We start from the raw sequence: 17,869 nt of genomic DNA on the forward strand, positions 1-17,869 counted from the left end.
CCTGGGTCTGCCTCCTGCCGGTCGCGCTGCGCCGGCCCGGGTTGTTTTGACCGCGTCATCCCTGCGGGTGTAGATTTGCGCCCGGTTGAACCCCCGGAGCCCCCTCTTTGCGCGCATCGCATCCGACGCTGCTGACCGTGGGCCGCGCCATGGCCGACCATCGCGATGCCGTGATCCAGGAGTGGACCAGCTGGCTCGATGCGCGGGTGGCCAGCGCCGGCCGGATGCCCCCCGGCACGATCGAGCGCGAGCTGCGCCTGCTGTACAATATCATGATCGAGAGCGTCGGCCCGCTGCGGCGGTCGGTCAACGAGGTGTGGCACCACGCCGCCGAGCACTACGGCCGCTTCGGCGCCGCGCGGGGCCTGGCGGCCGGCGAGATCGTGGAGGAGCTGCAGTACCTCCGCGAGCTGCTGATCCGCCGCATCGGGCCGGTGCTCACCCCGCTGCGGCAGCGCCAGGCGATGGCCATCATTCTCCGCCTGAACACGATCCTGGACAAGGGGATCGCCGTGGCGGTGGTCGGCTACACCGACGCGCTGGTGGCGACGCTGTTCACCCAGAACGGGGTGCCGGCGCCGGACAGCGCGCTCGACCAGCACGACATCCAGAAGCAGCTGGAGCAGATCGAGACCGAGCTCGCGGCGGTGGTGAAGCACCGGTGACGGTGCTGCCCGCCCTGCCCTGGCTGCTGTTCCTGCTTACGCTCCTCCGGCTTGGCCGGCGCCGCCCCAACCTCGCCGAGCTCCCGCCCGTCGCCGGTCCCCGCCTCAGCGTCATCATCCCGGCCCGCAACGAGGCCGCCGTCATCGAGACGGTGGTGCGTTCGGTACTGGCCACGGCCTATCCCGACGTCGAGCTGCTGGTGGTCGACGACCGCTCCAGCGACGACACCGCCGCGATCGTGCGGCGCCTCGCCGCGTCCGATCCGCGGCTCCGCCTGGTGCCGGGGGCCGACCTCCCCGACGGCTGGTACGGGAAGCCCTGGGCCTGCCACCAGGGCGCGGTCGCGGCCAGCGGCGAGCTGCTCGTGTTCACCGACGCCGACACCCGCCACGGCCCCGAGCTGCTCGGCCGCGCGCTCGCGGCGCTCCGCGCCCGGCCGGCCGACGCGGTGACGGTGGCGCCCCGGCAGCGCTGCGTGAGCTTCTGGGAACGCCTGGTCATGCCGCAGGTGTGGGTGCTGCTCGGGCTGCGGTTCCAGCCCGAGCGGGTGAATCACCCGCGCCGCGCCGGCGACGTCATCGCCAACGGGCAGTTCATCCTCTTTACCCGCGCGGCGTACGAGGCGATCGGCGGCCACGCGGCGGTGCGCGCCGAGGTGGCGGAGGACCTGGCCCTGGCGCAGGCGCTGTGGCGGCACCGGCTGACGCTGCACTTTGCGTTTGCCGAGACGATGATGGAGACCCGGATGTACACCGGGCTCCGCCACCTCGTCGAGGGATGGTCCAAGAACGTGTACCTGGGCGGTCGCCGCACCTACCCGGACGAGCCGCTCCTGCGCGCCCTGGTGCCGGTGATGCTGGGCGGGGCGATGCTGTTCTGGCTGCTGCCGCCGGCGACCCTCGCCGCGGGCGCCGTCCTGCCGCTGCCCGGGCTCGGCGTGGCGGCGTGGGTGGCCACCGGCGCCTCGCTGCTCTACTGGACGCTGGTCGCGATCGGGATGCAGATCCCGCCCTGGTACGGGCTGGGCTACCCGGTCGGGGCGCTGGTGACGCTGTACATCGTGCTGCGCTCCACCCTGCGCGGCGCCGCGCGGGTGGAGTGGAAGGGCCGCACCTACGACGGGCGCGTCAACCGGTAGCGCAGCAGCCGGACGGCGGTGGCCGCCTGCCACACGCCGAGGACGCCCACCGAGGTGAGCATCACGGGGTGGCCCGGCGGCGCCACGAGGTTCCCCACCAGCCCGCCGCCGCACGCCAGCGCCGCCACCGCCACCAGCCCGCGCGGCTCGTCCGCGCGCCGCGCGGTGACCGCCGCGATGACCCCCGCCGCCAGCGCCACGACGAACCCCGCCAGCCGGCCGCACATCACCGCGAATCGATGGGTCGCCTCATAGGCCACGGCGACGTCGGCGCCGGCACGGGCCTGCTCCGCGAAGTAGGTTCCCGCCCCCGTCATGTAGGCGATGTTGACGCCGTTGAGCGCCATGCCGACCCCCGCCACGGCGAACGCCACGCCGAGTCCGGCGCGCTCGGCGCCATCGGCGGCGAGCCACCGGGCCCAGAGCCCCACGAGGCAGAGGCCGGTGGCGTGCAGCAGGCCCAGGTGGATGCCGCGCCACCAGGGCGTGGCCGCGATCAGCGCCAGGTCGCCGGCGGCGGTGAGCGGGAGCATCGGGTGGACGGCGCTGCAGGCGAGCAGCAGCAGGCTGCCGAGGAGGAGCAGCCAGGCGAGCGGGCGGACGAGGGGGGCGTCGGGCATGGGAGCTCCCGGGAGGGGCCGGTCAGCGGGTGCCGCGATCGAGCACCTCGCGGACCCGATGGGTGAGGTCGGCGAGGGTCCAGGGCTTCTGCAGCAGCTGCAGGTCGGTGTCGGGCACGTCGCCGCGCATCACCTCGTGGGCGGCGTAGCCCGAGGTGAAGAGGAAGCGGGGGGCGTGGCCATCCTGGCGGAGGGTGCGGTACAGCGCGATGCCGCCGAGCTTGGGCATCACCACGTCGGTGATGATGAGGTCGATCTCGTGGGAGCGGTGGTGGTAGATCTCCAGCGCCTCGAGGCCGTCGCCGGCGGTGAGCACCTTGTAGCCGACCTTCTCGAGGGCGCGCTGGGCCACGCGGCGCAGGCCCTCCTCGTCCTCCACCAGCAGGATCGTCTCGCGGCCGCCGCGGAGCCCCACCGGCGGCGGGGTGATCTCGGTGAGGGGGTGGTCCTCGCGGGCGAGCGGGAAGTGGATCCGGACGGTGGTGCCCTTGCCGACCTCGCTGTCGAGCTCCACGAACCCGCCATGCTGCTGGGTGAGGCCGTAGATCATCGACATGCCGAGGCCGCTGCCCTCGCCGGGGGGCTTGGTGGTGAAGAACGGCTCGAAGATGCGGGCCCGCACCCGCTCGTCCATGCCCACGCCGCTGTCGCGGACGGTGAGGCAGGCGTAGCTGCCGGGGAGGGCGCCGGCGGGGGGCCGCGCGACGTCCACCTTGCGCACCTCGAGCACCAGCTCCCCGCCGCGGGGCATCGCGTCGCGGGCGTTGGTGGCGAGGTTGAGCAGGATCTGCTCGATGGCGCCGGCGTCGGCGAGCGACTTGACCGGGCTGCCGTCGCGCTGCATCCGCACCTCGATGTGGGCGGGGAGCAGGCGGCGCAGGGTGCCGAGCAGGTCGCCCACGAGGCGGCCGAGGTCGAGCACCTGGTAGGTGAGCGGGGCGTGGCGGCTGAAGGAGAGCAGCTTGCGGATCATCTGCGCGCCGCGGCGCGCCGCCGACTGGAGCTCCTCGAGGTCGTCCTGCAGGTCCTGCCGCCCGGTGGGCAGCGCCCCCGCCATCATCTCGCTGTTGGCGAGCACCACGGTCAGCAGGTTGTTGAGGTCGTGGGCGATGCCGCCGGTGAGCTGGCCCACGGCCTCCATCTTCTGCGCCTGACGGAGCTGCTCCTCCAGGCGGCGGCGCTCGGAGATGTCGCGCACGATGGCCTGGAAGCGGCCGTCGCCGAGGTCGCGGGCGCTGATCTCCACCTCGACCAGGCCGCCACCCTTCCGGGCCAGCCGGCGCTCGTGCAGGGTGGCGCGTCCCTCCAGCAGGTCGCGCAGGCTGAGCGGCAGCCGGTCGCGGTCCTCGGGCGCCACGAAGTCCTCCATGCGGCGGCCGCGGATCTCCTCCCAGGGGAACCCGAGCAGCTCCTCGGCCCGGGCGTTGACCTCGAGGATCACGCCCTGCCGGTCGCTGACCACGATGGCGTCGGAGGCCTGCTGCAGGGCCCGGCGGTAGTTGGACTCGGACTCGACCAGCTGCCGCTCGACCCGCACCCGGTCGGTGATGTCGTGGACGATCGAGAAGAGGGTGGGGCGGCCGTTGAGGACGATCGGGCTCGAGTGCACCTCGACGTCGCGGGTGGAGCCGGACCGGAGACGGTGGCGGAAGATGAAGAAGTTCCGCCGCTCCAGCCACGCGGAGTTGATCGCGCGCCGCAGCTCCACGTCCGGCATGATGTCGATCTCGCCGAGGGCCTTGTCGATCAGCTCCTCGCGGGACCAGCCGTAGAACAGCACCGCCGCCGGGTTCACGTCCACCAGGTGGGTGGTGTCGACGTCCACGAGGAGGCAGACGGAGGTCGACTTCTCGAAGATCTGGCGATACCGCGACTCGCTCTCCTGCCGTGCCCGCTCCGCCTCCGTGACGGCGCCCATGCCGCGGCGCGCCAGCCACCAGATGAGCCCCCCGGACAGGGTCACGAAGACCATGCCCTTGAGGGTCTGCAGCCGCGCCATCGTGGCGGGGGAGATGTCGGGGATCCCCTCCACCAGGCCGTCGGAAAAGAGGATCCAGACCACCCCGAAGGCGATGTACCCCAGCGCGATCGCGACCGGGATCCGCGGCCGGGAGACCGGGGGCGCGGGCATCGGCGACGAACCGGTCAGCGGGCCGTCCCGCGCGCGATGAGCAGCCCCTGCGACGGCACCCGCCCGCCCAGGATGCGGCCGGCCGCATCCACCGCGACCCGGAACTCGACGGCGCCGAGGCGCACGGCGGCGGAATCGGCGCCCAGCCGGCGCACCCCGCCCACGACCGTCTGCCCGCCGCCCAGGTTGAAGAACGGCACCGGCAGGCTGTCGACGCGGCTCGCGGCCAGCCGCCGGGTGGCGAGCTCGAGGAAGCCGATGGACAGGTTGAGGTAGGGCACCGCGGCGGGCCGGGTGGGGAGGACCCGGGTCATCACCCCGCCCCAGCGGTTGACGTCGTCGACCGCGACGCTGTCGTCCTTGAAGATCACCCGCACCGTCTGGCGCGCCGGCGACTCCTCGGGATCGTCGGCCCGCCAGGCGGTGAGCTCGAGCAGCGGGGCGCTCTGGTCGTCCACGATCGTGGCGCGGTAGCGCACCCGCTCGCGCACGGTGCCGCTCACCCGCGTGAGGCTCCCGGTCAGCTCGGCCGGCGCGTGGGCGAACGCCTCGCTGGCCACGGTATCGGCGTCCCGGGTGATGGTGAAGGTGGTCGCCTCCTGCGCGGCCAGCGGCAGGGCGGCGAGCAGCAACGCGGCGAGCAGCGGCGGACGGACCATCGGGAATTCCTCTCCGGCATCGGCGATGGGAACCGGCCGACGGACACGGGTTATTCGGCACCCCGCCGCATCGGCCCGGCTACCAAGTTACACTCGCGTCACCACTACCATGGACCCCCGACCGCCAGGGGATTCCATGGACGCCGCCCGCCTCCGCCAGCTCCGTTGCGCCGCCGACCTGCCGGGGCTGTTCGCGCCCGGCGGCGGCCTGGGCGCGGCGCGGCCGCTGCCCCCCGGCACGCTTCCACTCCCGGTGTCGGAGGCGGTCGAGTTCGGGCTGCCGGGGCGGCTGCCCTGGATCGGCGTCCTGACCCGGGGCGCGCTCACCGGTGCGCGGCACCTGAGCCAGGCGTTGCAGGCCCAGGGCCGGCTGGCCGGCGTGCTCGCCCTGGACCCGGTGGGCCGCCAGCTGGCCGCCGCGCTCACCCTCGACCGGTACCGCGGCCTCGCCGTCCCGCTCGACGCGCCGAGCGGCGCCGACCTGCAGCGGCTGGCGGGGATCGGCGCCATCGCGCAGTCCGCGAGCGCCCCGCTCGCCGCCGCGCTGGCGCTGGCCGACCTGCTGGGCACCGAGGAGGTCGGGCACCGTTTCTTCCGCGCGTTCCAGGCGGTGGCCGACCGGATGGCGGAAGGGCTCACCCCGGCACCGCCCCGCGGCACGGGCCGCACCCTGGCGCTGGTGCAGCTCACCCGGGTGCTCTTTCTCTACTTTGTGCAGGCGCGGGGGTGGCTCGATGGCCGGCCCGACTTCCTGCGCCGGTCGGTGGACGACACCCTCGCGTCCCGCCGCTCGCTGCACCGGGACCTGTTCCGCCCCCTCTTCTTCGGGACCCTCAACCAGCCCCCGGAGCGCCGCCGCCGGGCGCGGCGGTTCGGCCGGATTCCGTTCCTCAACGGCGGGCTGTTCGAGCCGCACCCGCTGGAACGTGCCTGGCGCGGCGACGTGCCCACGGCCTGCTGGCGCGACGCCTTCGACGCGCTGTTCGAGCGCTTTCGCTTCGTGGTGGCGGAGGACGAGGTGCCGGGCGCCATCGCCCCGGACATGCTGGGGCGGGTCTTCGAGGGGCTGATGGCGCCGGATGAGCGCCGGGAGAGCGGCGCCTTCTACACCCCGGCGCCGGTGGTGCGCCAGCTGGTGGATGCCGCCCTCACCAGCTGGGTGGCCGAGCAGGCGGGGGTGCGGCCGGCGGCGGCGCGGGAGCGGCTGGCACGGGCCGACCCCGGGCTCGGCGCCGTGCTCGCGGACATCCGCCTGCTCGACCCCGCGGTCGGGTCGGGCGCCTTCCTGCTCGGCGCGCTGGAGCGGCTTGCCGGGCTGCGCGCCGGGGAGGGACCGCCGGCGGCGCTGCGGCGGAGCATCCTGGCCCGCAACCTCCACGGGGTGGACCTCAACCCCATGGCGGTCCGGCTCACGGAGCTCCGGCTGTGGCTCGCGGTGATCGCCGTGGAGCCGGCGGGCCCGGATGCCGCGGTGGCCCCGCTCCCCAACCTCGACGGCCTGATCCGCCAGGGGGACAGCCTCCTCGACCCGGCGGGGTTCCTCGCCCGGCTCGGCGCGCGGCCGGTGCGGAGCGCGCCGGAGCTGCGCCGGCTGCGGGAGGCGTTCGTGGGCGCGCGCGGCGAGGACAAGCGGGCCCTGCTGGCGCGGCTCCGCCACGCGGAGGCCCGCGCCCTCGAGGAGTGCCTGCAGCTGGCGGGGGCATCGCTGGAGGCGGGCATCACCGACTGCCTGCTCGCCGCGCGGGCGCCGACCCTCTTCGGCGGGCGGCGCGGGCTCGACGCCCCGCTGCGGCGCGAGCTGCGCCGCCTGCGCGCGCAGCTGGCGCAGGTGCGGCGGCTGCGGCGGCGCCTGGTCCGTGAGGGCGAGGTGCCGTGGTTCAGCTACGAGGTGCACTTCGGCGACGTGCTGGCGCGCGGGGGCTTTGACCTCGTGGTGGGGAACCCGCCGTGGGTGCGCGCCGAGGAACTGGCGCCCGGCACCCGCGCGGCGCTCGACGCGCGCTACCGCTGGTGGCGGGCGCGGGGGCCCGGCTTCGCGCACCAGCCGGATCTCGCGCTCGCCTTCGTGGAGCGTGGCGTCGAGCTGCTGGCGCCGGGCGGGGTGCTCGCGCTGCTGCTGCCGGCCAAGCTCGCCACCGCGGCCTACGCCGCCACGATGCGCCGGGCGCTGGCCGAGCAGTGCACCCTGCACACCCTGGCGGACCTCACCCGCGATCCCGCCGCGGCCTTCGACGCCACCGCCTACCCGCTGGCGCTGGTGGCGGCGCGCCGGGCGCCGCCGGCGGCGCACCGGGTGCAGCTGGCGCTCCGTCCGGCCGCGGGGGTGGACTGGCCACAGGAGCGCTTCCGCCAGTCGGGGCCGTGGATCATCGCCCATCCCGCCCTGCTCGAGGCGCTGGCCACGCTGCATGGGGACCATCCCCGCCTGGGCGAGCGCTACCCGCCCCAGCTGGGCGTGAAGACCGGCGCCAACGCCGTCTTCCTGGATCCCCCGCCCGGCATCGAACCGGCGCTGCTGCGCCGCGCGCTCCGGGGCCGTGACCTCGCGCCGTTCCGCCACGGGCCGGGGGTGCCGTTGTTCTTCCCGCACGACGCCACGGGGCAGCCGTTCGGGCGCCTGCCCGAGGGAGCCGCGCGCTACCTGCGCCCGCACGAGGCGATCCTGCGGGCGCGCGTGGACTACGACGGCGGCCCGCCGTGGACGCTGTTCCGGGTGCGGCCCGCGCTCGCGGCGCATCGCGTGGTGTGGCCCGACCTGGCGCGCGCGCTGGCCGCGGTGGCGCTCGGCGGCCCGGGCGCCGGTGGCCTGGTGCCGCTCAACACCTGCTATGTCCTCGCGGTGCCGGACCGGCGCACCGCGCTTGCCCTCACCGCCTGGCTCAACACCACCTGGCTCCGGGTGGCGGCACGCGCCGCCGCCGACGTGGCGGCCAGCGGCTTCGCGCGGTTCAACGCGCGGGTCGTTGGTGGCCTCCCGCTGCCGGACGCCGTCCCTTCCGACGCCCGCCTGGTGGCGCTCGCCGAGCGCGGCGCCCGTGGCGAGCCGATCCAGGAGGCCCTCGATGACCTCGCCGCCGCGCACCTCGCGCTGCCGCCCGCGGTGCGGGCACTACTGGCCCGCGCCCCCGGAGCCCACGCCCCGGATCGTGGCTGAGGCGCTGCGCGAGGTCCACGACCCGCTCGCGGCCGCGCTCGATGCGGGCCCCGACGCGCCGGGCCCGGCCGTGGTCACGGGCATCGTCGCGGCGCTGCTGCCGGCGGAGAGCGGCACCCCGCCCCCGTGGCTCCGCGACGACCAGCCGGTGGCGTTCCGGCGGGTGCACGCCGCGCTGGCGCGCTACGGCGGCGCCCTGCTCGCCGATCCCGTGGGCAGCGGCAAGACCTGGGTGGCGCTGGCGGTGGCGCACGCGCTCGGCCTCCCCACCGTGGTGCTCGCGCCGGCGGTGCTGCGCGGCCAGTGGGAAGGCACCGCCGCGCGGGTGGGCGTGCCCGTCCTGGTGCACAGCCATGAGCGGGCCAGTCGCGGCGCGCTGCCGTGCCGCACGCCCGGGCTGGTCATCATCGATGAGAGCCACCGGTTCCGCGCACCCGGGAGCCGGCGCTACCGGGCCGTGGCGCCATGGCTGGGGTCCGCACGGGTGCTGCTGCTGAGCGCCACGCCGGTGGTGAACCGCCTCGAGGACCTCACCCACCAGCTCCTGCTCGCGCTGCCGGACGATGCGCTGCTCCCCGCCGGCTGTGCCAGCCTCCGCGTCGCACTCGGCGGTGGCCATGCCCCCGCGGCGCTGGGGGAGGTGGTGCTCTGCCGCGGCGCACCGGCCGGCCTCCCGGCGCTCACGCGGCACCGCGCCACCCTGCCGCTCGCCCCGGACGACCGCCGGCTGCTCGCCCGCCTCGATGCACTCCGGCTCTCGCGCCAGCCGGGGATCGCGGCGCTGCTCCGCGGCGGCCTCCTGGCGGCGCTCGCCTCGAGTCCCCGCGCCTTCCGCCGCGCGGTGGAACGCTATCGCGACCTGCTGGCCCAGGCCGCCGACGCGGTGGCCGCGGGACGGACGCTGCCGCGCCGGACGCTGCGCCAAGCCGCCGGCGCCGATACCGCGCAGCTGGTGCTGTGGGCGCTGCTCCCCGACGGCGACGGGCCCGCGGAGGTCGCGGGCGAGGACGAGACCGCCGTGCAGGAACTGCTGCGACTGGCCCGGGCGCGCGAGGCGGCGGCCGACCCGCGGGTGACCTGGCTCCGCGCGCTCCTGTCCGACGGCATCCCGACCGTCGTGTTCACCGGCAACACGGCGACGCTGGCGTGGCTCCGGGCACGGCTCGCGGACCTCGGGCCGGCCTGGCTGGCCGGCGATGGGGCGGGGATCGGCGCGGCGCGCCTCCCGCGCGGGGCGGTGCTGGCGCGCTACGGGCCCGCCGGCACCGGGACCCTGCCGCCGCTGCTCGCCACCGATGTCGCGGCGGAGGGCCTCGACCTGCAGCGCGCCGCGCGGGTGGTGCACTACGACCTCCCCTGGACCGCGACGCGGCTGGCCCAGCGGGCCGGCCGGGTGCGGCGACTGGCCAGCGCCCACGCGGCGGTCACGGTGGTGAGCCTGCTGCCGCCGCCGGAGGTGGAGCGGCGGCAGCGCCGACTGGAGCGGCTGCTCGGCAAGCAGCGGTTGCCTGGACACGCGGGCCTGGAGGAGCGGAGCGGCTGGCTCTACCGCTGGCGCGCCGACCTGGCCCCGCTCGCGCGCGGGCCCCGGGCCGCGGGCGCCACGGCGGTGCCGGGCACGGAGGCGGGCTGGCTGGTCGCGGTGGGACTCCCGGGGATGACGCCGGGCCCGGCGCCGGCACGCCTGCTCTGGATCGGTGACGACGGCGGGGTGACCGACGCGCCGGCGGAGACGATCCCGCGGCTGCTCGATGCGCGGCGGGCCGCACACCGCCCGCTCACCGAGGCGGAGCGGCGTCGCTTCCCGGAGGCCGTGGCGCCGGCGCTGAGGCCCCTGCTCGCGGCGCTGGACGGAGAACGGTGGCGCGCGCCGGGGCGGCCGCGCGAGCAGCGCCGCCTGTGGCGCCGCCTGGTGCGCCTGGCCGGCTGGTGCGCGCGGCGGCGGGACCGGCGCGGGCTGGCGGCGGTGGAACGCGGCCTGGCGTGGCTGGCCGGCGGCCTCCGCGCGGGGGAACAGCAGCGCGCGGGCGCGTGGCTCGCCCTGCCGCGTCCCGCGCTGCTGGCGGAGCTGGCCCGCCTGCCGCCCCGGCCGCCGGTGCCACCGGCCCCGCTGCCGCGGCTCGACGGGATTGTCCGGGTGGCTACCTTCCCGGCATGCGCACCCTCGCCACCATCCTGTTCGACCTCGACGGCACCCTGATCGATTCCGTCGACCTCATCCTGGCCAGCTACCGCCACACCCTCGAGGTGCACGGCCGGGAACCGATCCCGGACAGTGAATGGCTCGCGGGAGTCGGCACGCCGCTCCGGGTGCAGCTGCAGCGGGCCGCGCGCTCGCCGGAGGACCTGCTGGTGCTGGTCGAGACGTACCGCGAGTACAACCTCGCCAACCACGACACCATGATCCGGCCGTTCCCCGGGGTGGCGGAGCTGGTGCGCGAGCTGCGCGCCGCAGGGTACCGCACCGGGGTGGTGACCAGCAAGAACCGCTACGGGACCCAGCGCGGGCTGCAGCTGGTGGGGCTGGTGGAGGCGATCGAGGTCCTGGTCTGCGCCGACGACGTGCAGCACCCCAAGCCGCATCCGGAGCCGGTGGAACGGGCCGTCGCGGCGCTGGGCGCCGACCCCGCGCGCACCCTGTACATCGGGGACAGCATCCATGACCTCCACAGCGGGCGCGGGGCGGGGGTGCTGACCGGGGCGGTGCTGTGGGGGCCGTTCTCCCGGGTGGAGCTGGAACCGGCCACGCCGGACTACTGGTTCGAGCGCCCCGAGCAGCTGCGTAAGTTGTTACTCCCCAAGTAGCTACGGCGAACATAGGGGCGAGGTCACCGCCGCGCCCCACCCCCGACTCACGCCCGTCCCCTTCCCCAGCCCTCCACGGCCGTTACATTCCCCGCCCGTCGTGACCCTTCCGTGACAATCCGCCCCGGAGCACCGCCGTGCGCCTGCTTCCCCGTGACGAGCGCTTCTTCGAGCTGTTCACTGCCGTGGCCGAGCGGAGCGTCGAGGCCGCGGGCCTGATGGTCGAACTGCTCAAGGCCCCGCCCGACCGGCGCAACTTCCTGGTGGAGTCGATCAAGCGGCTGGAGCACGAGTGCGACACGGTCACCCACGAGGTGATCACCCGGCTGGACCGCACTTTCATCACCCCGCTCGACCGCGAGGACATCCACGCGCTGGCCTCGGGCCTGGACGACGTGGTGGACCTGATCGACGGGCTGGCGCGGCGCTCCCAGATCTTCCACCTCGGCGAGGCGCCCACGGGGGCGATCCTGATGGCGGAGGTGGTGAAGCGGGCCTGCGAGCAGCTGGTGATCGCGGTGAAGAACCTCTCGAAGAACGACGGCGCGGTGCTGACGGCCTGCATCGCGCTCAAGCGGCACGAGGAGGAGGGCGACAGCCTCTACCACGAGTGGCTGGGCCGGGTCTTCGAGGGCAATCCCGACCCGCTGCTGGTGATCAAGTGGAAGGAGCTGTACGACAACCTGGAGAAGACCCTGGACTACTGCGAGGACGCGGCGAACGTCCTCGAGTCCATCTCGATCAAGCACGGCTGAGCCATGGACGCGACCGTCGCCTATATCCTGGTGGTCATCGTCGTGGCGCTGGCGTTCGACTTCATCAACGGGTTCCACGACAGCGCCAACTCCATCGCCACCGTGGTGGCCACCCGGGTGCTCTCCCCCGGCGCCGCGGTGATCTGGGCGGCGTTCTTCAACTTCATCGCCGCGTTCGTGATGGGCACCGCCGTGGCCAAGACCATCGGCAAGGGCCTGGTCGACCCGGCGGTGCTCGACACCGACGTGATCCTGGCCGCGCTCACCGGCGCGATCATCTGGAACCTGATCACCTGGTGGCTCGGCCTCCCCAGCTCATCCAGCCACGCGCTCATGGGCGGCCTCGGCGGCGCGGCCATCGCCAAGGCGGGCGTGGTGGCGCTCATCCCCGGGGGCTGGGTCAAGCCCGTCAGCTTCATCTTCCTGTCGCCGCTCATCGGCACCAGCCTGGCGCTGCTCCTCACCGTGGCGCTGTCGTGGCTGCTGCGCCGGGGCAGCCCCGGCCCGATCGATCGCGTCTTCCGCCGGCTGCAGCTGGTATCGGCCGGGCTCTACTCGATCGGGCATGGCGGCAATGATGCCCAGAAGACCATGGGCATCATCGTCGGGCTCCTGGTGGCGGGGCAGGCGTCGTTCGAGCACCAGACCGGCTGGATGTCCCACCTCTACCTCAAGACCGCCGACCACATCCCCATGTGGATCGTGCTCTCCGCCCATGCCGCGATCGCGGCGGGCACCGCGATGGGCGGCTGGCGGATCGTGAAGACCATGGGCGCCAAGATCACCCGGCTGCGCCCCTTCGGCGGGTTCTGCGCCGAGACCGCCGGCGGGATGACGCTGCTCATCGCCAGCCACTTCGGCATCCCGGTGAGCACCACGCACACGATCACCGGCGCCATCGTCGGGGTCGGGGCCACGCAGCGGATCTCGGCGGTGCGGTGGGGCGTCGCGGGCCGGATCGTGTGGGCGTGGATCTTCACCATCCCGATGGCCGCCGCGATGGCCGGGCTCACGTACCTGATCGTGCGCTGACCGGCGACGCCCGGGACGACGAACGGCCGGGCATCGCGCCCGGCCGTTCGTCGTTCCCCCCACGGTCCTCCCGGCTCAGGCCGCGCGGACCTCCCGCCGGCCGGCGGCCACCTGCGCATACTCCGCGAACAGCCCATCGTAGATCGCGTCCCACCCCCGCGCGGCCGCGGTGGCCTGCGCCCCGGCGGAGAGCCGCGCCCGCAGCGCCGGGGCGGCGAGCAGGCGGCCGAGCGCCTGGGTCAGCGCCCCGGTATCGCCGGGCGGCGCCAGCCAGGCGTTGACGCCGTGCTCGGCGAACTCCATGACCCCGCCGGCCCGCACCGCGAGCGAGGGCAGCCCCGACGCCATGGCCTCGAGGAGCGAGTTGCCGAAGGTCTCGGTGGCGGAGGGGAAGGCGAAGAGGTCCGCGCTGGCGTAGGCCTCCGAGAGCGCCCGCCCCTCCAGCAGTCCCGCCACGTGGAGCCCGGGGATCTGCGCCTGCCGCAGCTCCTCCTCCAGCGGCCCCCGCCCCACCAGCACCAGCTGGGCGTTGCCCCGTGACGCCCGCAGCGCCTGCCAGGCGGCGACCAGCCGCAGCAGGTCCTTTTCCTTTGCCAGGCGGCCGATGTAGGTGACCAGCAGGTCGTCGGGGCCCACGCCGAACCGCGCCCGCCACGCCTCGGAGCGGAACCGCGGGTGGAAGTGCGCCGGGTCCACCCCGCGGGTCCACAGCCCGGTGTGGGTCACGCCCCGCGAGTTGAGGAACCGCTCGTATACCCTCGAGGGCACCAGCACCCGCTCCGCGTGGCGGTAGAACCAGCGCAGGTAGATCCAGCCCACGCTGAGCACCCAGGGCACCCCGTAGCGGGTGGCGTACTTGTGGTAGTCGGTGTGGGCGGAGGCGAGGATGGGCAACCCCAGCTGCGCGGCCGCCTTCACCCCCGCGAGCCCCATGGCGAACTCGGTGGCCACGTGCACCACGTCCGGGCGGAACAGCGCCAGGTCGGCGACGAGCTCCCGCGGCCGCGGGAAGGCCCACTGCACATCAGGATAGAGGAAGAGCGGCACGCTCGGGGAGCGGTGCACCTCGGGGCGGTCCGGCACCCCGTCGGGCACCGGGTAGCTCCCGGTATAGACCCGGACCGCGTGCCCCCGCGCCTCCAGCGCCTGGACCAGCCGGTCGAGGGTCACCCCGACCCCGCTCACCATGGGCCAGTAGACCTCGGAGAAGAGCGCAATCCGCATAGGGGACAGGCTAGCCGCGACGCGCACGGGACACAAGATCGGCCGCCCGCGCGCCCAGCGCCTCAGCGCCGCTCGGGGAGGCCGGACTCCTCCCGGATCACGCTGGTCAGCCCGGCGAAGTCATACCCCGCGCGGCCCAGCTGCACGCACTGGTTGAGCCGCTCGAGCACCAGCTCCGCGAGTGGCATGGCGGTGCCGGTCTCGCCCGCCGCCGCGGTGATCAGGCGGAAGTCCTTGCGCGCCAGCGCCAGCGCAAAGCCGGCCGGGAGGAACTCGGTGCGGGCGATGCGCGCGCCGTAGTTGCGATGCACCGGCGTGCCGAAAAGGGTGCCGGTCATGAGGGCCAGGAACTGTTCCGGGTCGAGCCCGCCCTTCTCGGCCAGCACCAGCGCCTCGCCCAGCGCCTCCACGGTGGCGCCGAGCAGGAAGTTGCCGGCCAGCTTGGCCAGCGCCGCCTGCTCCGCGGTCGGGAAGGGAAAGGTCCCCTGCCCCAGCGCCTCGAACACCGGGGCGGCACGGCTCAGGGCGATCGCGTCGCCCCCGGGCACCACCCACAGCTGCCGCGCCGTTGCGGCCTCGGGCCGGCCGAACACCGGCGCGGCGAGGTACACCCGGCCATGGTCGGCGTGCGCCGCCACCAGCCGGCGCACCGCCGCCACGGACAGGGTGCTCATGCCCAGGTGCAGCGCCTCCCCGCCAAGCGCGGCGAGCAGCCCGTCCGGCCCGAAGGTCACCGCCTCCACGGCGGCGTCATCGGCCAGCATGGTGAGCACGAACTCGGCGCCGGTGGCTGCCTCGCGCGGGGTGCGGCAGGGGATGGCGCCGGCGAGGGACTCGGTGCGGTGGGCGGAGCGGTTCCAGGCGCGCACCCGGAAGCCCGCGGCCACGAGGTTGGCGGCCATCGGCGCGCCCATGGCGCCGAGGCCGAGGAAGGCGAGGGTGGTCATGTGACCGTCTCCAGGCGATGGAGGGCCGGCACCCGCCAGGCGATGAGCGCCACCACCAGCACCGGCACCAGCCCGCCCGCCACCACGGCGGGGATGGTGCCGACCAGCCGCGCGGCCACGCCCGACTCGAAGGCGCCGATCTCGTTGGAGGACCCGATGAACACCGCGTTGACCGCGGCGACCCGTCCCAGCAGGTGCCGGGGGGTCAGGGTCTGCAGCAGCGTGGAGCGGAGCACCACGCTCACGTTGTCGAACACTCCCGAGAGCGCCAGCAGCGCCACCGAGAGCAGGAAGCTGGTGGACAGCCCGAACCCCGTGATGCAGAAGCCGTAGGCCACCACCGACCAGAGCAGCGTCCGGCCCATCCGGCCCCGCAGCGGCCGGTGCGACAGGTACACCGACATGAGCACCGAGCCGGCGGCCGGCGCGGCACGCAGCACGCCCAGCCCCGGCGCGCCCACGTGCAGGATCTCCGCCGCGAACACCGGCAGCAGCGCCTCGGCGCCGGCGAAGAGCACCGAGAAGAGGTCGAGCGTGAGGGCGCCGAGCAGCACCGGCTGGGTGCGCACGAAGTACACGCCCTCGAGCAGGCCCGCGAGGCCGGCGGCGCCATCCGCCGCGGCCGGGCGCAGCCGGGTGGCCACCCGGGCCAGGCAGAGCCAGGCGCCCGCCATCAGCGCCGTGGCCACCCCGTAGGTGACGGTGGGCCCCGCGAGGCCGAGCAGCACGCCCCCCAGCGCCGGGCCGGCCACGGCCGCGAACTGCCAGGTGGAGCTGCGCCAGGTGATCGAGTTGACGTAGAGGTCGCGTGGGACCAGGTCGGCGGCGAGCGCGGTGCGGGTGGGCTGCAGGAAGCTGCGCGCGATCCCGCTCACGAAGATCACCGCGTACACCGCCCAGGCGGTGTCGGCCCGCACCAGCCCGGCGCGCGACATCCCGAACAGCGCGGCGCTGCACCCGGTCAGCACCACCAGCGCCGCCAGGCACATGTGGCGGCGGTCGAGCCGGTCGGCCAGCTGGCCGGCCGGGAGCGCGCAGGCGATGAACGGCACCGCCTCGGCCAGCCCGACGAGGCCGAGCGCGAGCGGGTCCCGCGTCACCTGGTAGAGTTGCCACCCCACCACCACGCCCTGCATCATGGTGGCGAGCGTCTGGGCCAGCAGGAAGAGGATGAAGCGCCGGAAGTCCGGGACCCGGAGGGCGGCGTAGGCGTCGTGCGGGGCCGGGGGCGTGGTCACCCGGGCAAGGTAACCGGGCGCGCGCAACGCGCCGAGGCCGGCGGCGGCCTACTGTCGCCGCACCACGCGGGTGGGCGTGAGCCCGAAGCGGGCCATCCGCCGGTAGAGGGTGCTGCGGGTGATGCCCAGCCGCGCGGCGGCCTCCGCCATGGTGGTGGAGCTGTTCACCACCTCCATCAGCAGGGCGTCCTCGCGGTCGATCGCGGAGCTCGGCGCGTCGCAGCTGCCGGCGTAGGCCTCACGAATGCTCCGGGGCAGGTCGTGCAGCCGCACCTGGCGGGTGGTGGCGAGCAGCACCCGGCGGATCACGTTCTTGAGCTCGCGCACGTTGCCGGGCCAGTCGTAGGCCTGCAGCGCGTCGTAGACCGCCGGCTCCACCTCCACCGCCAGGCGCCCCAGGTCGCGGGCGCCGGCCTCGAAGAAGCGCCGCGCGTACACCTTCACGTCGCCGGGGCGGAAGGGAATCCCCTCGCTGCCCGCGAGCGTCGCCCCGCCGGCCAGCACCAGGCAGCCGCCGACGATCGTCCGGCCCTGCAGCACCGGGAACCAGAGCGCAGCGCCCCGGTCACCCACCGGCACCGGCACCCCCGATTCGCGCGGGAGGTGTTCCGCCCGGCGCACCTCGGCGGCGAGCGCCTCGGCCAGCGCCGGCGCGAGGGAGGGCGTGGCGCCCACGATCCGTCCACCGCGGTCCAGCGCCAGGATCGGGTCGCCGGGGTAGCGGACGGTGAGGCTGGTGAAGTGCTGCAGCGTGAGGAAGCGGCGCTCCACCTCGCGGGTGGCGAGCGTCTGCTCGATGGCCACCACAAGCGCCTGGGCCAGGTTGAGGGTGTGCGGGTGGGCCTGCTCCCGGAAGCCGCTGATGTCGAGCACCCCGGCGATCCGCTCCGTGGCGGGATCGCGGATGGGGACGGCGGCGCAGTGCCAGCGGTGCCACCGCTCGCAGTAGTGCTCGGCCCCCACGATATGGGTGGCCTGCCCGGTGGCGAGGGCGGTGCCCGGACCGTTGGTGCCTACCACCGCTTCCGCCCACAGCCCGCCGGGCCGGAAGTTGATCTCGGCCAGCCCGTCCAGGGCGGCAGGGTCGCCGTCGGAGGCGAGCATCCGCGCCTCGTGGTCGAACAGCGTGAGCACGTGCCCCGAGCCGGTGTACGACTGCTGCTGCCGCACCACCGACTGCCGCGCCACGTCCACCCAGTCCGAGCCCTCGGAGACGACCGCCACCTGCCCGGCGTCGAGCACCACCGGCGCGGCGTCCAGGGCGGGGTGCACCGCGGCGCCGGCGCTGCGATGCCAGGAGGCCCGCACCAGCCCGCGCACCCCCGCAGCCTGCATCAGCGCGTTGCCCCGCTCCCGGCCGGCCACCAGCGCGCCCCACTGCCGCGCCAGCACCTGCTGGGCGGTGGGGTCGAACGGGATTCCCTCGGCGGTGTTGAGCAACGGCGGACTCGGGGCGGCGGGAACGGGCGGTGCGACGGCCAGTCGACAATCTTGTCCGGG

At 75.0% G+C, this 17,869-nt stretch carries 14 protein-coding genes; 7 read left to right on the forward strand and 7 right to left on the reverse strand.

What is annotated here, in order from left to right; all coding sequences use genetic code 11:
- Positions 1–107 precede the first annotated feature (107 nt).
- Positions 108–665 (forward strand): hypothetical protein, encoded by a 558-nt coding sequence (locus IPJ95_18250; GenBank protein ID MBK7925544.1) that lies wholly within the window; start codon positions 108–110, stop codon positions 663–665.
- Positions 662–1,804: a glycosyltransferase gene (locus IPJ95_18255; protein MBK7925545.1), complete on the forward strand. Its 1,143-nt coding sequence runs from the start codon at positions 662–664 to the stop codon at positions 1,802–1,804. Before IPJ95_18250 ends, IPJ95_18255 begins: the two co-directional genes overlap by 4 nt.
- On the opposite strand, the gene IPJ95_18260 is transcribed toward IPJ95_18255, so the two are convergent.
- The 3 genes from IPJ95_18260 to IPJ95_18270 are packed head-to-tail and all read right to left on the reverse strand — an operon-like array spanning position 1,780 to position 5,214.
- Positions 1,780–2,424: a hypothetical protein gene (locus IPJ95_18260; protein MBK7925546.1), complete on the reverse strand. Its 645-nt coding sequence runs from the start codon at positions 2,422–2,424 to the stop codon at positions 1,780–1,782. The two genes, IPJ95_18255 and IPJ95_18260, sit on opposite strands and share 25 nt — an antisense overlap.
- Before the next feature lie 22 nt (positions 2,425–2,446).
- Positions 2,447–4,555, reverse strand: coding sequence for a PAS domain S-box protein (locus IPJ95_18265; protein ID MBK7925547.1), 2,109 nt, complete (start codon positions 4,553–4,555; stop codon positions 2,447–2,449).
- 14 nt (positions 4,556–4,569) lie between these two features.
- Entirely contained in the window at positions 4,570–5,214 is a 645-nt protein-coding gene (locus IPJ95_18270) for a hypothetical protein (GenBank protein ID MBK7925548.1), read from the reverse strand.
- 136 nt (positions 5,215–5,350) lie between these two features.
- On the opposite strand from IPJ95_18270, the gene IPJ95_18275 reads away from it, so the two are divergent.
- The 5 genes from IPJ95_18275 (at position 5,351) to IPJ95_18295 (ending at position 12,960) form a co-directional block, all read left to right on the forward strand.
- Positions 5,351–8,368 carry an N-6 DNA methylase gene (locus IPJ95_18275; GenBank protein MBK7925549.1) on the forward strand — a complete coding sequence of 1,006 codons (3,018 nt, stop codon included), beginning with the start codon at positions 5,351–5,353 and terminating at the stop codon, positions 8,366–8,368.
- Positions 8,369–8,825: 457 nt separating this feature from the next.
- Positions 8,826–10,568 carry a hypothetical protein gene (locus tag IPJ95_18280; protein ID MBK7925550.1) on the forward strand — a complete coding sequence of 581 codons (1,743 nt, stop codon included), beginning with the start codon at positions 8,826–8,828 and terminating at the stop codon, positions 10,566–10,568.
- Positions 10,523–11,173 carry an HAD-IA family hydrolase gene (locus IPJ95_18285; GenBank protein ID MBK7925551.1) on the forward strand — a complete coding sequence of 217 codons (651 nt, stop codon included), beginning with the start codon at positions 10,523–10,525 and terminating at the stop codon, positions 11,171–11,173. The genes IPJ95_18280 and IPJ95_18285 overlap by 46 nt, the downstream gene beginning before the upstream one ends.
- Positions 11,174–11,310: 137 nt before the next feature.
- Positions 11,311–11,928, forward strand: a complete 618-nt coding sequence (locus IPJ95_18290) for a DUF47 family protein (protein ID MBK7925552.1) — start codon at positions 11,311–11,313, stop codon at positions 11,926–11,928.
- 3 nt (positions 11,929–11,931) lie between these two features.
- A complete protein-coding gene (locus IPJ95_18295; GenBank protein ID MBK7925553.1) occupies positions 11,932–12,960 on the forward strand; it encodes an inorganic phosphate transporter in 1,029 nt (342 codons plus the stop codon).
- Between the two features lie 75 nt (positions 12,961–13,035).
- Here IPJ95_18295 and IPJ95_18300 read toward each other — a convergent pair whose 3' ends face one another.
- The 4 genes from IPJ95_18300 to IPJ95_18315 form a co-directional block, all read right to left on the reverse strand.
- Complete coding sequence (locus IPJ95_18300; protein ID MBK7925554.1) at positions 13,036–14,184, reverse strand: glycosyltransferase family 1 protein; 1,149 nt, start codon at positions 14,182–14,184, stop codon at positions 13,036–13,038.
- 62 nt (positions 14,185–14,246) lie between these two features.
- On the reverse strand, positions 14,247–15,131 hold the full coding sequence (locus tag IPJ95_18305; GenBank protein ID MBK7925555.1) for an NAD(P)-dependent oxidoreductase: 885 nt from the start codon (positions 15,129–15,131) through the stop codon (positions 14,247–14,249).
- Positions 15,128–16,369 carry an MFS transporter gene (locus tag IPJ95_18310; protein MBK7925556.1) on the reverse strand — a complete coding sequence of 414 codons (1,242 nt, stop codon included), beginning with the start codon at positions 16,367–16,369 and terminating at the stop codon, positions 15,128–15,130. Before IPJ95_18310 ends, IPJ95_18305 begins: the two co-directional genes overlap by 4 nt.
- 48 nt (positions 16,370–16,417) lie before the next feature.
- Positions 16,418–17,809, reverse strand: a complete 1,392-nt coding sequence (locus tag IPJ95_18315) for a GAF domain-containing protein (GenBank protein MBK7925557.1) — start codon at positions 17,807–17,809, stop codon at positions 16,418–16,420.
- Positions 17,810–17,869 lie beyond the last annotated feature (60 nt).

Source organism: Gemmatimonadota bacterium (genome assembly GCA_016713785.1).
In the GTDB taxonomy this organism is placed as follows: Bacteria; Gemmatimonadota; Gemmatimonadetes; order Gemmatimonadales; family GWC2-71-9; genus JADJOM01.